This is a genomic window from Chondrinema litorale, assembly GCF_026250525.1.
GTDB lineage: Bacteria > Bacteroidota > Bacteroidia > Cytophagales > Flammeovirgaceae > Chondrinema > Chondrinema litorale.
Genome location: NZ_CP111043.1, coordinates 246643 through 261929, shown reverse-complemented (window position 1 = coordinate 261929; position 15287 = coordinate 246643). Strand labels below are relative to the sequence as shown.

General features: G+C 34.1%; 14 protein-coding genes and 1 tRNA gene. 7 read left to right on the top strand and 8 right to left on the bottom strand.

Annotated elements, in window-relative coordinates:
• The first annotated feature begins 68 nt into the window (after window positions 1–68).
• Window positions 69–1541 (top strand): tRNA (N6-isopentenyl adenosine(37)-C2)-methylthiotransferase MiaB, encoded by a 1473-nt coding sequence (gene miaB, locus OQ292_RS01145; RefSeq protein ID WP_284684210.1) that lies wholly within the window; start codon window positions 69–71, stop codon window positions 1539–1541.
• A gap of 39 nt (window positions 1542–1580) precedes the next feature.
• Window positions 1581–1970, top strand: a complete 390-nt coding sequence (locus tag OQ292_RS01140) for a RidA family protein (RefSeq protein ID WP_284684209.1) — start codon at window positions 1581–1583, stop codon at window positions 1968–1970.
• Window position 1971: 1 nt separating this feature from the next.
• Here the strand turns inward: OQ292_RS01140 and hxpB are convergent, their stop codons facing one another.
• Genes hxpB through OQ292_RS01125 form a run of 3 tightly spaced genes read right to left on the bottom strand, consistent with a single transcriptional unit; the run spans window position 1972 to window position 3717 of the window.
• Window positions 1972–2637 (bottom strand): hexitol phosphatase HxpB, encoded by a 666-nt coding sequence (gene hxpB / locus OQ292_RS01135; RefSeq protein ID WP_284684208.1) that lies wholly within the window; start codon window positions 2635–2637, stop codon window positions 1972–1974.
• Window positions 2634–3269, bottom strand: a complete 636-nt coding sequence (locus tag OQ292_RS01130) for an ABC transporter ATP-binding protein (protein WP_284684207.1) — start codon at window positions 3267–3269, stop codon at window positions 2634–2636. The genes hxpB and OQ292_RS01130 overlap by 4 nt, the downstream gene beginning before the upstream one ends.
• A 1-nt stretch (window position 3270) precedes the next feature.
• The gene (locus tag OQ292_RS01125; protein WP_284684206.1) at window positions 3271–3717 is read right to left on the bottom strand and encodes a hypothetical protein; all 447 of its coding nucleotides are present in this window, start codon (window positions 3715–3717) and stop codon (window positions 3271–3273) included.
• A gap of 235 nt (window positions 3718–3952) precedes the next feature.
• On the opposite strand from OQ292_RS01125, the gene OQ292_RS01120 reads away from it, so the two are divergent.
• The 3 genes from OQ292_RS01120 to OQ292_RS01110 all read left to right on the top strand — a co-directional run bounded on the left by OQ292_RS01120 (window position 3953) and on the right by OQ292_RS01110 (window position 7730).
• Complete coding sequence (locus tag OQ292_RS01120) at window positions 3953–4729, top strand: helix-turn-helix domain-containing protein (RefSeq protein ID WP_284684205.1); 777 nt, start codon at window positions 3953–3955, stop codon at window positions 4727–4729.
• Window positions 4730–4795: 66 nt separating this feature from the next.
• Entirely contained in the window at window positions 4796–6274 is a 1479-nt protein-coding gene (locus OQ292_RS01115) for a S41 family peptidase (RefSeq protein WP_284684204.1), read from the top strand.
• Between the two features lie 100 nt (window positions 6275–6374).
• Window positions 6375–7730: a M24 family metallopeptidase gene (locus tag OQ292_RS01110; protein ID WP_284684203.1), complete on the top strand. Its 1356-nt coding sequence runs from the start codon at window positions 6375–6377 to the stop codon at window positions 7728–7730.
• Window positions 7731–7764: 34 nt separating this feature from the next.
• On the opposite strand, the gene OQ292_RS01105 is transcribed toward OQ292_RS01110, so the two are convergent.
• The 3 genes from OQ292_RS01105 to OQ292_RS01095 all read right to left on the bottom strand — a co-directional run bounded on the left by OQ292_RS01105 (window position 7765) and on the right by OQ292_RS01095 (window position 9888).
• Window positions 7765–8139: a GIY-YIG nuclease family protein gene (locus tag OQ292_RS01105; protein WP_284684202.1), complete on the bottom strand. Its 375-nt coding sequence runs from the start codon at window positions 8137–8139 to the stop codon at window positions 7765–7767.
• 18 nt (window positions 8140–8157) lie between these two features.
• The gene (locus tag OQ292_RS01100) at window positions 8158–8868 is read right to left on the bottom strand and encodes a porin family protein (protein WP_284684201.1); all 711 of its coding nucleotides are present in this window, start codon (window positions 8866–8868) and stop codon (window positions 8158–8160) included.
• Window positions 8869–9030: 162 nt separating this feature from the next.
• Entirely contained in the window at window positions 9031–9888 is an 858-nt protein-coding gene (locus OQ292_RS01095) for a universal stress protein (RefSeq protein ID WP_284684200.1), read from the bottom strand.
• A gap of 626 nt (window positions 9889–10514) precedes the next feature.
• Here OQ292_RS01095 and OQ292_RS01090 point away from each other — a divergent pair.
• Window positions 10515–11795 (top strand): vanadium-dependent haloperoxidase, encoded by a 1281-nt coding sequence (locus OQ292_RS01090; protein ID WP_284684199.1) that lies wholly within the window; start codon window positions 10515–10517, stop codon window positions 11793–11795.
• A 71-nt stretch (window positions 11796–11866) separates the two neighbouring features.
• Here OQ292_RS01090 and OQ292_RS01085 read toward each other — a convergent pair.
• Window positions 11867–11940: transfer RNA gene (locus tag OQ292_RS01085), tRNA-Met, on the bottom strand.
• 120 nt (window positions 11941–12060) lie between these two features.
• Between OQ292_RS01085 and OQ292_RS01080 the strand changes: the two genes are divergently transcribed.
• A complete protein-coding gene (locus OQ292_RS01080; protein WP_284684198.1) occupies window positions 12061–12477 on the top strand; it encodes an START-like domain-containing protein in 417 nt (138 codons plus the stop codon).
• Between the two features lie 212 nt (window positions 12478–12689).
• On the opposite strand, the gene OQ292_RS01075 is transcribed toward OQ292_RS01080, so the two are convergent.
• Window positions 12690–15128, bottom strand: a complete 2439-nt coding sequence (locus tag OQ292_RS01075) for an ABC transporter permease (protein WP_284684197.1) — start codon at window positions 15126–15128, stop codon at window positions 12690–12692.
• Window positions 15129–15287 lie beyond the last annotated feature (159 nt).

Sequence of the window (15287 nt, the reverse complement as noted above, 5' to 3'; positions counted from 1 at the left end):
TTTAATAAGGTGAATTTATTTGCTTAAAATTTTTTCACCAAAAAAATATCATAAACCATCAATAGTCTATGAGCGACTTGATAAAAGATATAGAGATCGTCGACAAGAGTAAAGAAGTTTGCGATGTTGTAAATGTGTCGAAAGATAATGCAGTTGCGGGGCAGCGTAAATTGTATATAGAAAGCTATGGATGTCAGATGAATTTTTCTGATAGCGAGATTGTAGCTTCTATTATGCAAAAAGAAGGGTTTGGAACAACTTCTAATTTTGAAGATGCAGACCTTATATTTCTTAATACATGTTCTATTCGCGAAAAGGCTGAACAAACAGTAAGAAAACGTTTAACTCAATTTAATAAAGTAAAAGCAGACAAACCTGCTTTGCTTGTAGGTGTTTTGGGTTGTATGGCTGAGCGATTAAAAAGCCAGTTGCTAGAAGAAGAGAAAATTGTAGATATAGTTGCCGGGCCAGATGCTTACAGAGATTTACCGGGTTTAGTAGCTGAGGTAGATGATGGCAACAAAGGGGTAAATGTATTTTTATCTCGTGAAGAGACTTATGCAGATATTACTCCGGTGAGGTTAAACTCAAATGGAATTACAGCATTTATCTCAATTATGAGAGGTTGCGATAACATGTGTTCTTTCTGTGTAGTGCCATTTACCAGAGGTAGAGAAAGAAGCCGCGATCCGCATTCGATTGTAGCAGAAGCGCAAGAGTTATTTGCTAAAGGATACAAAGAAGTAACTTTACTTGGCCAAAATGTAGATTCATATAAATGGTCTTCTGACGACAGCCTAAAAGGTAAAGCTCAAATCGAAAAAGCTGAGAAAAAAGGTTCTGATGTTGAAGTTGTAAACTTTGCTAACCTATTAGAAATGGTTGCCAAAGTAAATCCTGATTTACGTGTACGTTTTTCAACTTCACATCCAAAAGATATTACAGACGAAGTACTACATACAATGGCTGCTTACGAAAATATTTGTAAGTATATCCACTTGCCAGCACAAAGTGGTAATACTCGTGTGTTGGATATCATGAACAGAACTTATACTAGAGAAGAGTATATCGATAGAGTTGATGCGATTAGAAGAATTTTAGGTGATGATTGTGGCATCTCTTCAGATATGATTGCTGGTTTCTGTACAGAAACTGAAGAAGAGCATAAAGAAACCATAACCTTAATGGACTATGCTAAATACGATTTTAGCTATATGTTCTTCTATTCTGAAAGACCGGGAACTTTGGCTGCAAAAAAATTCGAAGATGATATTCCTTTGGAAGTGAAAAAGCGCAGACTGAAAGAAATTATCGATAAGCAGGCTGAACTTTCTTTAGAGCGGAATAAAAGAGATGTTGGGAGAGTATACAAAGTATTAGTCGAAGGCACTTCTAAAAGGTCTGAAGAACAGCTTAAAGGTAGAAACTCTGCAAATAAGGTAGTAGTATTTCCTAGAGAAAGCTATAATCCGGGAGAATATGTAAATGTAAAAATTACAGAATGTACAGCAGCTACTTTAATCGGTGAAGCTGTAGATTAAAAGTAATAACTGATTAAATAAAAGATAAATTTTAAGCTGATGAGCAAAAGAATTTTAATATCAAGTGGTAATCATCTGGAAGATGAAGTTGGTTATTCTAGAGCTGTAAGAGTTGGGAATATCATTGAGATTTCTGGAACTACCGCTGTAGTTGATGGTGAAGTAGTTGGAGTAGGTGATGCTTACGAACAAACCAAGTGCATTTGCCAGAAAATTGAAAAGGTATTAAAAGATGCGGGAGCTTCATTGGCTGATGTTACCAGAATTAGAATTTATCTTACGGATATTGGCTACTGGAAAGATGCAACCAGAGCTTATTCAGAATTTTTTAAAGAGATAAAACCAGCTTGTTCTATTTTAGAAGTAAATGGTTTTATTGGTGACGAATTATTGGTCGAATTAGAAACCAGTGCGGTAGTCGCAGAATAATTTAAGAAACAGATAACTGTTCATACATAGCCTCATTGAAATCTTTCAGTGAGGCTAATTTTATATGTGAAGCACCAAACTTCGGATTGTCAAAATTTTCAGGTTCTGGAACTACAATGGTTTTCATTCTGGCTGCGAGTGCCGAAATCATCCCCATAAAAGAATCTTCCAGTGCAACGCATTCTTGTGGTTTTACACCTAAATCAATTGCAGTTTCGATATATACTGCCGGATGTGGTTTGCCATACTCTTGATCTTCGGCAGTATGTAGAATCTCGAAGTATGAATCTATTTTGAGGTGTTTTACAATCTTTTTAATAAGTAACATTGGCGAGGATGAAGCCAAACCTATTTTTAAGCCTTTTCCTTTAAAGAACTCTAGAATCTCAACTACTCCATCCATTGGAACTGCAGTAGCTTCTACTTCCTTCATAAACTCCTCAAAAATATCTTTCTTAACTTCTTCAATCGTCATTCCTTCCCATGGAAACTTATTATACCAATGTTGCACAGCTTCTTCAATACGCAAACCCATAGTTTGTTTACAGACTTCTGGTGTTAGATGCACACCTACTTTGGCAAAAGATCGAATTTCTGAGCTTCTCCAAAGTGGTTCAGAGTCTACCAATAAACCATCCATATCGAAAATTGCTGCCTTTAATGTCATTGTTTTTGGAGTTTGAGGTGTAATGGGATTTTATCTTTTAACCTTTGGTCGTGGGTAGAGATTAAAAGTGTTGCATTGTATTTTTTTGCCTGAGTTTCTAGAATGTGGTAAACCGCTTCGCAGTTTTCATCATCTAGACTAGAGGTGGGTTCATCTGCCAAAATCACCGAAGGCTCGTTTAACATCGCTCTGGCAATACTTAGCCTTTGGGCTTCTCCTTGGCTAAGCTGAAATGTTTTAGAACTAAGCTTATCGCCAATATGTAATTCTGCCAAAACCTCTTTTACTCTGGCTAAATCTTTCTTTTCTCCTGCAAAATACTGCGCCATCAGCATATTATCTTTTACACTGAGTGAGTCAATCAAATGTGCTTTTTGAAAAATGAGTCCGATGTTTTTGCCTCTAAATTTGTCTCTTTTGGCAGGCGAAAGTTCAAATAAATTGGTGTTGGCAATTCTTACACTTCCTGATTTTGGTTGCAAAATTCCTGAGAGTAAATGGAGTAGGGTTGATTTTCCACTTCCAGAAGGGCCCAACATTAAGCAGGTCTCACCTTGTGATAGTTGCCAGTCAGGGAAATTGAGAAACTTTTTATCATCATAGGAAGCACTTAGCTTTTCTATTTCTATCATTTTATTCAGGAACTATTTCTTCGGCTTCTTTTAAATTATATATAAGGCCAGTTTCACCATCATTTAACTGCAAGGTTCCTTTAAAAGTAACCTGTTCATCCATCTCGTATTTACGTTGTTCACCTGGAAAAACCGCCATTACCGTTTCAATACCTGCACCTCCACAAAAAAAGCAACTGCTATAGGGTAAAGCTGAAATAATGATAGAACCATCTTCTGTATCCATAGGTAATACATAGCCTTTTAAGCTGATTGTTTTACCTTCGAGATTTTTGGTTTTATCACTGAATTTAGGAAATCCAATTTGGGTATTATAAACCCTGCTATATTTCTGATACCAATCTATATCTGATAGGGTAGTCCAGATATCTTTGTCTTGTTGCGCGAAAGAATTATGTGTGAGTAGCGCAAAAAAGAATAAAATAAACAATTGTTGTAGAACTCGCATTTTGTAAAAATACTGGTGAAATAATGATTTTACAATGGAATAACTGTAACAAAAAAAGTTAAATGAATAATTCTGATTTTGATGATAGAAGGCTAACTAAATTTTAAGAATATTATAATAATCTTAACTTTATGTTTCTAGACTTAGACATTTTAACCAAAAATGATTGCATTTTGAATTAAGTAAAATACTTTATATTTAATTTTGACAAAGAATAGTTAATTAAATCATCTTTTTGGAAAGTAACAGCAAATATCATCAACTACCTATATTGGATGGCCTAGAATTGCTTGATGCAAAATCACATATTCTTGATTTTCCGTTTCATACACATGAAACATTCAATATTGCACTCATATTAATTTCCACATTCAATACTAAACTTTCTGATAAATTTTTAAAAGCTCCGGTTGGTACGCTTTCCATTACTAACCCAAAAGAAGTTCATGCTACCCCTTGTGATAAAGATTTGGGTAATTCATTTTTTACTTATTATGTCTCACCAGAAGCAATAAAAACTTTTAATAATGGAGTAGAAGTTTTTTTTGAAGACAAGATCATTTATGATCAACAATTGTTTGGCGAATTTTATGCCTTATCTAAAAATATAACGCATACCAATTTTGAAAAACGACTAAGCCAAGTGCTGAAGGTATTGGTTGAAAAATATACATCTCCAATGCGTTTTAATTTCCAAACCCGAAATTTATTTCAAGAATTTATTAATGAAACGACATTTGAAAAATTTTCTCTTTCCAAAACGGCTCATCAGTTTGGCATAAGCAAATTCAAATTCCTGCGGCTTTTTAAGAACGAAACAGGCTTAACCCCCAACCATTATATCTTGCTAAAAAGAATTGAAAAAAGTAAAAAAATGTTGAAAGAAGGCAAACCTGTATTTGATGTAGCCATTGATTGTAATTTCTACGACAAATCTCATTTCTACAAAAACTTCAAGCGATTTACCGGAGTGAATCCAAGTGAATACCAAAATGCAGCTTTATTGTCATGACTTTGTGCAATATTTTACAATAACTTGAAAGGATAAATTTTCATTTTTGCCGAAAACCAGGCTATTATGAAAGTTAATATTCTTATTGTATTTACCCTTCTTACCCATTTTTGCTTCGCCCAAAAAGAGGCGGTTTTAAATACCTTTTCTAAAACGCAACTGCTTGATGATTATACCTTATTAATCAATGCATTGAAGGAGGCACACCCTGGCTTATATTGGTACACGAATTATGCAGACTACGAGAAATTAATTGGAGAAAAACGGGAAGAAATCAAGGAAGGAATGAATAGTTATGAGTTTTTCCGAATTGTTTCCAGAATCGTATCAGCAGATAAAGAAGGGCATTCTAGTGTTTATAGCTCGAATGATATCGGAGATTTTGTTAAAGAGAAAGCATACTATTTGCCAATTGCCATAAAAACCATAAGTAATAAACTTTACCTGCAAAACAATATAGAAAGTTATCAGACGAAAGGTCGTATCCTTACACACATTAATGGAAACCCCATAGATTCCATCCTGCATGTAATTTTTGCTCATACCTCCCACCATTCGGATGGGTTTTCAGTTACTGGAAAATATAAAGACCTTGATCGATTTGGTTTCAGTAGTTATTATCTGGACTTTATTGATTTTGCGTCTGAAAAAGCTGTATTAACTCTTCAAAACCCAGATAGCTCAAAAGATAAAATGATGCTGGAAATTAATTTAGTTAATCGGGAAGGACTGGTTGCTCTGTCGAGAAGTGTCCCTAAAATCAGCCGAAAAAATGACGATAAAATATATAACCTTGAATTTCGCAAAGAATCAGCTACAGCAATTTTAACCTTTAATACTTTTAGCTATAGTGCATTTGAAAAACAAAATTTAGATTTTAAAAAAGTAGTGGATAGCACATTTGTTTGTATTAAATCAAACAAAACAAAAAATTTGATAATTGACATAAGGAATAATGGAGGAGGAAGTGAAGGCGCTGAAGATTATTTGTTTTCATATCTTACTAATAAACCGTATCAAAAATATCAATATGTAGAAGCTAAAGGTTTTACCTTTTCATTTCTGGATTATACTGATTATAAAGACGACAGAGAAAATTTAGAAAGTATGCTAAAAGAAGAGCACGAACTTGCTAAAGATGGTCGGTTTTTAAGAAAACCAGAAGTTCTACCAACTGCCCCACCACAAGACCAACCATTTGAGGGAAATGTCTATATTTTATGCTCTGGCAATACCTATTCTGCTGGATCAGAATTCGCTGCCATTGCCAAAGCCTATTCGGATGCAATATTAATTGGTGAAGAAACCGGAGGGGGATTTTATGGTCAAACTAGTGGCTCTTATGTCTATTTATTGTTACCAAATACCAAAATTGAAGTTAGAATTCCTTTACTTAAGTTTTTTACCACCTTCACCAATGATAACATTCCTTTTGGTAGAGGTGTAATTCCCGATTATCACATTCAACCTAACTATAAAGAATACATCAATGGAATTGATAGTGAGATGAATTTTGTCTTAAAATTAATAAGTGGTAATCAATAATATCATACTTATGTAGAAATAGAAGTTTTATATCACAAATTGAATAATTAGCAAGGCAATTTCTTTTATAATTGCGATAAATACATTTAAATCACGATTTATGAGAAAACTACTACTACTATCACTATTTACCTTTCTTTCAACAGTTTTATTAGCCCAAAGTAATTTACCAGTAATCTTATCCATGCGAGATAGGGCTAAGATTCAAGATGATTTGTTAGAAGATAAAATTAGATCAGTTTTACCAACTTTAATGGATCGTGCTGGAATTGATATGTGGGTAATTACTGCCAGAGAATACAACGAAGATCCGGTAATAGAAACGATGTTGCCTGCTACTTGGCTTGCAGCGAGAAGAAGAACAATTTTGGTGCTTTATAAGCCCAAAGGAACCGAAGAAATTGAAGCATTAGCCATAGCCAGATACGATGTTGGTACAGTATTTAAAAAATCATGGGATAAAGAATCTCAGCCAGATCAATGGAAAGCTTTGTTGCAAATAATTGAAGAAAGAAATCCCGAAAAAATCGGTATAAATAAGTCGGAGCATTTTGCGCATGCTGATGGTATTACAGCTTCAGAATACGATAATTTAATGGCGACTTTACCGCAGAACTATAGAAACAAAATAGTTTCTGCAGAAAACTTGGCTGTTGCTTGGTTAGAAACCAGAACTCCAAGAGAGATGGCTATTTACGAGCAAATTTGCCGAATTGCTCATGTCATTATTGCCGAAGGTTTTTCAGATAAAGTAATTCAGCCGGGAGTTACCACTACAGACGATGTGGTTTGGTGGTTTAGAGAAAGAATTAAAGAGCTGAGGTTAGATACTTGGTTTCATCCAACTGTAGATATTCAAAGAAATAATCCCACATCTGAGCTATATGCATTTAGTGGCAGACCGGGTTTTAATGTGATTCAGCCGGGAGATTTGTTGCACTGTGATTTTGGAATTACTTATCTGGGTTTAAATACAGATACACAAGAGTTGGCTTATGTTTTAAAAGCAGGTGAAACAGATGCTCCAGAATATTTAAAAGCTGCACTAATGGCCGGAAATCGTGCTCAGGATATTCTTACCAATCAATATCAAACTGGTAAAACTGGAAATCAGATTTTAGCAAGTGCTTTAGAGCAAGCAGGAAAAGAGTCTAATAGAGCAACAATTTATACGCACCCAATCGGCTACCATGGCCATGCAGCAGGGCCTACTATTGGGATGTGGGATAATCAAGGAGATACACCTTTTAGAGGCGATTATTCATTGTATCCTAATACAGCATATTCTATTGAACTAAATACGAAAGTTTTTATAGAAGCGTGGAATAAAGATATAAGAGTGATGTTGGAAGAAGATGCATTTTTTGATGGAGAGAAAGTAAGATATATCGATGGCAGGCAAGAATCTTTATTGTTAATTCCAAAGCCAGCTAATCATCTTGGCAATTTGAAATAAAGATCATTTCACGAAAAAAAGAGCCTGTAATTTATTACAGGCTCTTTTTTATATGGAAGATGTCATAGTTATATCTGTTCGATGGGTCAATGTCCAATTCTTCAATTGTCATTTGCTCCAGAATTTTAACTTCTTCTTTGTAATCAACATTTAACTCATCTTTTGTTTCCAACTCAGAAATTACCTCAAAAGAAAAATTCTCTTCGCCGAATTCTTTCCAATCTTTTTGTAAAGCTTTAAGTCTGTGATTGCCAAAATTCAATTCCATTCGGTGTCTGTTAAATTTGGCATTAATGTCAGTACTGCCTTCAATAAGCATCCTGTTATTTTTTTGATTCTTGATTTGGTAAACACCCATAAGAGGTTTCATTTGCTTATAAGCAACCTTTAGTTCTTTTTTAGTTTTCATAATTAATTTGACATCTAGTTATTTATCTGGCCTATTCTTCCAAGTTTTTTCTCTACTTCTAATAGTATACAAGTAAGTTAAACTCACACCTGCTACTTGATTTAGAGAGCCTGTCGGTGCATCTTCTGCATCTCGGTCGATGATGTTGTTTAAGCCTTGGGTAAGTCTGGCTTCTAATTGAATTGTGCTGTTTCCAAAATTTACAGCAATACCCATACCTGCAGAAACACCATACTCAAACTTTACAGCATTACTTTCTTGGTAAGAATAAGCTACTGTATCAGTTGCCAAGACATTATCTGTATGGCTAGAATCTGTACCCATTAAAAAGCCAACATGAGGGCCAAGATTAAAGAATACATTCATTTTATCTCCTCCAACGTAAATATGAGTTAGTATAGGAAGTTCAAGATAATTATATCTATACCTTTGAAGTCTATTTTGAAGTTCGCCTTCATCACCAGCTCTACTAAAGTTCTCAACCCAACCTTTTTGGCTGTAATTAATTTCTGCAATTAAGCCTACATTTGGATTTGCAGAAACTTTTACAACTGCTCCGAAAGTCATTCCTGGGTAAAAATCGAAATTTAGACCTGTACTTGGGTCGAAACTTACTGTGGAGAAATGGTAATCACCTTTAAGCCCTATTGAAACTTGAGCATTGGTTTTAATGATGATAGAAGCAAATAAGACAAATAATAAAAAGGTGCTTTTACAGAATATTTTCATTAAGATTTTAAGATTCGGTATACAACACTATTAATGTAAAAACAGGAAAATAAATTAATATGCTGCAAAATTGCGATAAAAAAAGCCGGAAGTAATACTTCCGGCTTAAAATTTCTAAAATTTACCGAATCATGCGGCAATCATATAAAAAATTTACTCTATTTACTTCTTGTTTTTAGCTATCAAAACTGGAATTTTAGAATGATACGCCAAGCTTTTAGATACGCTTTTATGGAATAGATTTTCTATAAAGCCTCTTTCCTGAGGTGTAACTACCATCAAATCTATTTCATTTTCTTTCATATATTCTTCTAAACCATGTTCTACTTTTTTGTCTGATAACATTTGAAAGTTTAACTGATTTACTGGTGTAAAAAAGTAATTTCTTTTCAGCATGTTTAAATTCATATCATCAGCATAAGTAAGAGCTGGATCAGTATTGATGTGTAAGCAAGTGATTTCTGAATTAAAATATTCACCAATTGTTTGAAGCGTATCAATTACTTCTGTATCATTATCTGAAAAATTAGTAGCAAATACTATTTTGTTTAATCCATGAAACTCTGAGTTTTCTGGAATTACAAACACTGGAATATCAGTTTTTTCCATAACTGAAACTGTAATGCTACCAAGTAATACTTCTTCTAATCCACTAGCTCCTTTGGTACCCATTACTATAATATCAATATTTTTCTCGTTCGAAAAATTTGCTATACTATCTGCTGCTACACCTTCTCTAATTTCTTTTAAGAACTGTATGGGTTCGCCATTTGAGCTATAAACTGTTGTGTTGTATTTTTCTATGATTTCTTGAAGTCTAACTTCTCGATCATATTTTATTTCTGCGTTTAATGTTTGCATGTAAATACCTGAAGAGTATTCCATTCCCATTGGAATATCTATTGGATAGGTATTAAAGAGCGTAATACTAGACTCTAATTCTTTTGCAAGTTCTACTGCATAAGAGAGGGCATTAATTGAGTTTTCTGAAAAATCGATGGGCACCAGTATTTTGTTCATGATAGTAATATTTTAATAAAAAATAACTAATTGCTTATGGTTAATTATAATCTAATTTAATAAAAAATGGGCGATTTGTAAATGATGTTGGTCTTTAAAGTTTTATGATAAAAGTCATGGAATGTAGTGGTCAATCATCATTTACTAAAAAGGCTCTATAAAATAGATTTGCCAAGAAACAAAAGTGTTCTAAAGACACTTAGCAAACTTGAATTTTAAAAAATGATATAATTAAGGGTAGATCTATAAAGTCATCTAAAAAAGTCTTAAAAAAGTTGAATAAAGACTTGGTTTATGTTAGTAATTTTAGATTAAATTGAACTTACACCCTGTTGGTTTTACTGGCAGGGTGTTTTGCTATATACCGCTATTAGCAGCTCAACTTAATCAAATATGATTTTGTTTTGCCTTTTATAGCTTATTACATTTTTTAACAGTTTGTAAAATTTTTAATTTTGTTAGTTTTAGGTTTGATTTTTATACCGTTTATAAACTGAATTGACTAATAACAGATAATGAAAATGATAGAATGTTTTTATTGCAATAAAATATATAAAAGCCTTGTAATATCGATAATTGTTGCTTTTAGCTTATTTTCATGTGGGCCAAAACACAATGAGGCTGAATTGAAAAAGTTTACCAGAACGCAGCTACGCGAGTGGAATAAATACCTCACAGATGTGATGATTGCAGATATATTTACACCACCAGTTTGTAGCCGGATTTACACTTATTCAAACATTGCAGTGTATGAAACTCTGGTTAATGAAAATGCAGAATACAAAACACTGCAATCTCAGGTAAAAGGTTTGAGTGATTTGCCAAAACCAGATGAAAACAAAAAGTATTTTTTACCATTGTCAGGTTTGGTTGCCTCATTTACCGTGAGTAAAAAATTAGTTTTTGCCGAAGAAAAAGTAGATACTTATGAAGCAGAGTTTTTAAAGGAAATTAAAAAAATAGGTATCGATAATGATATTTATGAAAATTCTGTTGCTTATGGAAAGGAAATGGGCGCGGCAGTAATCGATTGGGCAAATAAAGATGGATACATTCAACGACAATCTCTACCAAGACATATCTTGAACGATAAACCCGGAAGCTGGCAACCTACTCCTCCAGACTATTTACCTGGTATAGAACCACATTGGAGCACCATGAGAACCTTTGTGATTGATTCTGCTAGCCAATTTGCTCCTCCACCTCCAACAACTTTCGATTCGCTGCCTAGTTCGCAATTTTATGCTGATGCGATGGAGGTTTATAATGCTGTAGATTCTGCCAGAAAAGAAAATGGGGATAGATTAGAAATCGCAAAGTTTTGGGATTGTAACCCCAATGTTTCTTATACAAAAGGCCACGTGATGTTTTTCCATCAAAAAATTTCTCCGGGAGGCCACTGGATGTCTATTGCTGCAACAGTTTCTAAAGGTATGGATCTAGATATGATGCAACAAGCAGAAATGTTTACCAGAACTTCTATTGCCTTGGCAGATGCTTTTATTAGCTGTTGGGATGAGAAATACAGAAGTGATCTTATAAGACCAGAAACTTATATTGATAGATACATTGAACCAGGTTGGGAGCCAATTCTACAAACGCCTGCATTCCCAGAATATACGAGTGGACACTCTGTAATTTCGAGAGCAGCAGCTACTACGCTTACTCATCTATTAGGTGATAATATCGCTTTTGTAGATTCTACCGAGGCTCAGTTTGGCTTACCAGTAAGATCTTATTCTTCTTTTTATCAGGCTTCTGATGAGGCTGCAATTAGCCGTATGTATGGAGGTATCCATTACAGACCAGCATGTTTTAATGGAGTTGAGCAAGGTAGGCAAGTAGGAGAGTATGTTTTCCAAAAGTTGGTTACAAGAGAAAACAATAATGTAGCTGAGAAAAATTGATTGGATAAAAAGGATTTTAAAAAGAAAAAGCTCTGTAAACCTAATGTTTACAGAGCTTTATTTTTGAGTTGTAGCGGAGACGGGAGTTGAACCCGTGACCTCAGGGTTATGAATCCTGCGCTCTAACCAACTGAGCTACCCCGCCAAATGGAGTGCAAATATGATATGTGTTTTTTTTATATGCAAATATTTTTTCAATAAATTTAATTCTTGCACTTTTCATCCATTTTTTTAAATTGCATTTATATATCAACTATTTGTGACTATGGCGAAATTCAAGTACGTAGCAGAGTATGAGATTAATGCGGCTGTTAAAATGCTTTATCCTTATATATCGACGGCCAGTGGCTTGCAGGAGTGGTTTGCTGATGAGGTAAATGTAATGGGTGATAAGAAATTCCATTTTATTTGGGATGGTGAATTATATATTGCCAGAATTATTTCTAGAAGGACAAACATTTCTATAAAATATCTTTTGTCTATCGAAAGTAACAATGGACGCTCTGTTGAAGGAGAAGAGGAAGATCATGCCTATCTGGAATTTAAAATTGACTTTAATGAAATGACTCAAACTTCATTTCTTAGGGTAACAGATTACTCTGAAATGGACGATCTGGATGAGTTAAAGGAATTGTGGGATCAGTTAATTGGTAATCTTAAAGAGATATTAGGAAGTTCATAACAATCTACTTACTAATATTTTAGAGAGTTCTTGATTTAAAATTATTTGATTTTTCCACCCCCTAATTGCTCATGCAAGCATTTCTATGCAATTCTGAGTTACAGCTTTTATTAGCTGAAGGTGTTTTTTGTGCAAAAAAAGAACGGCATATCATTAATATGCCGCTCATGAATCGTATTACCTAATTAAAAATGAAGGATAGTAATTCGCAATTATTCTGCTTTTAAAGATTTTACTGGTTTAGCTATTGCTGCTTTTAAAGACTGGTAAGACATAGTAACCCAAGCGATACTAAAGGCGATTGCTCCGGCAACTACGAATGTAATTGGAGTAATATCAGTCTTGAAAGCAAAATCTCTTAACCATAAGTGCATGATATACCAAGCAAGGGGAGAAGCGATCACAAAGGCAATTATGAGCAGTTTTCCGAACTCTTTGGATAGTAATACGATAATACTTACAACAGAAGCTCCTAAAACCTTTCTAATGCCTATTTCTTTAGTTCTTTGTTCGGCAGTAAACGAGGCTAATCCAAACAAGCCTAAGCATGCGATAAAGATTGCCAAACCCGCGAATATTCCGAATAGCTTACCTACCTTTTGCTCTTGCTCATAATTTTTGGCAAAAGACTCATCCATAAACGTGTAATTAAATGGTTGGCCTGGAGCCAATCTTTTCCATTTGCCTTCAATTTCATCAATTACATCTTTGGTTTTACCTGCCTCATATCGAACAGCAATTCTATTTTGCCAACTGCCAATTTGTATTACAAGTGGTCTTATATTTTGTCTTAGTGACTCAAAGTGGAAGTTTTTAGCAACACCAATTACTTTAAAAATCTTTACCTCGCCGTCATCACTAATAAATGTTCCAATTTCTTGGCCTATTGGGTCTGTCCAACCAAAATGCTTTACTGTAGCTTCATTTACTACTAATGAATTAGAGTCTGCTGCATTTTCAATATTAAAATCTCTTCCTTCGATTATATCAATCCCCATCGCTTTAATAAAATCAAAATCAACATTAAACTGCGATAAAACAGTTGTTTGATCACTTTTTGGGTCATTTCCAGGGAAGTAAGCGGTATTATTATTAGCGCCATTTATTGGAATATCAGCGGTAATAGTTGCTGCTTTTACAGCAGAGTTTTGTAATAACTCATTTTTAAGGCTTTGAACATTTTCTCTACCTAAAACATAAGTGTTTTCTAAGATTAGAACCTGCTCTTTATTGTAGCCAAGATTTTTACTTTGGATGTATTCTAATTGATTGTAAACAATCATGGTTCCTACAATAAGTATGATTGAAATTCCGAATTGAAAAATTACAAGAATACTTCTAAGCATACCACTCTTAGCACCTGATCTTATATTGCCTTTTAAAACTTTAGCAGGAGTAAAACTAGATAAGAAAAATGCTGGATAACTACCTGCTAGAATTCCTGTGAAAACCGCACCAGCAAATAAATAAAGCAGCATGTCATACTGTTCAAAGTAATTGATAGTCATCTCTTTACCAGAGATTTCGTTAAATGCATCCAACAGAAAAGGAACAGATACACTTGCTATTATAAATGCGATAATGCTTATGATAACAGATTCTGTGAGAAACTGCCAAATCAATTGTCTTCTATAAGAACCCATCACTTTTCTTACACCTACTTCCTTTGCTCTGTTTGCTGATCGAGCAGTTGAAAGATTCATAAAATTGATACAAGCAATTATTAAAATAAAGGCTGCTATTGCTGAAAAAATGTATATGTATTTAATATCATTATTCGCTGCTAATTCGCCCATTAAGTCAGATTTTAGATGTATATCTACTAATGGTTGAAGTGTAAAGTTCATTGAATTACCAGCCTTTACAAACTCATCAAAAGAAGCGCCCATAAATCTTTCAATCTCTGGCCCGATGTATTTCACAATCATGTCGGGAAACTTGCTTTCTAGTTGATTTGGATCGCTGTTTTCTTGCAGAACCAGATAAGTATGGAAATTAAAGCTCATCCAGAAACCATTCTTGGCCTCATCAAGAGTTTCCATAGAAAACAACATATCGAAATTGAAATGAGAGTTTTCTGGGATTTTATCGAATACTCCTGTTACAGTGAAATCGGTTCGGTCATTTATTTTAATTGACTTACCAACTGGATTATCTTTTCCAAAATATTTTTCTGCCGTTTTTTTATTGATTACTACAGTATTTGGGTCTTTTAATACTGTAGAGGCCTCGCCAGTAACTAATGGAATAGAAAATACATTAAAGAAGTTTGAGTCTACATAAGCAATTTCTTCTTCGCGAAAGCTTCTAATTTCTCCTTCAGGTGTGTCGTATCTTACTAAGAAGTTACCTCTTTGTCTAATACGAGTTGCTTGCAATACTTCTGGGAAATCTCTTACAGTAGTTTCTGCAAAAGGAGAAGGCATTTGAGGTGCATGAAACTCATTTCCACCAAACATACCTTTAGCGACTGCTCTATAAATTTGAGGTGCCTTTTCGTTGTACTGATCGTAGCTGAGTTCATCTTTTACATAAAGCAGTATCAAAATACAACAAACGATACCAACAGATAAACCTGCTACATTGATAAATGAGTAGAATTTGTGTTTCAGCAGATTTCGTAGGGCTATGGTAATATAATTCTTGAACATTATCGAAAATTTAGAAGTTATTTATCCTTTAGATGGGAGCAGTTTTCAGTTGGTTACAGATGCGATCAAATTTTTTTTGATTTTTATCTTTTGACCGGAAATTGAGGGAATAGACTGACAGTTTTTACATATTTTGAAATTAAATTAGACAATAATGTA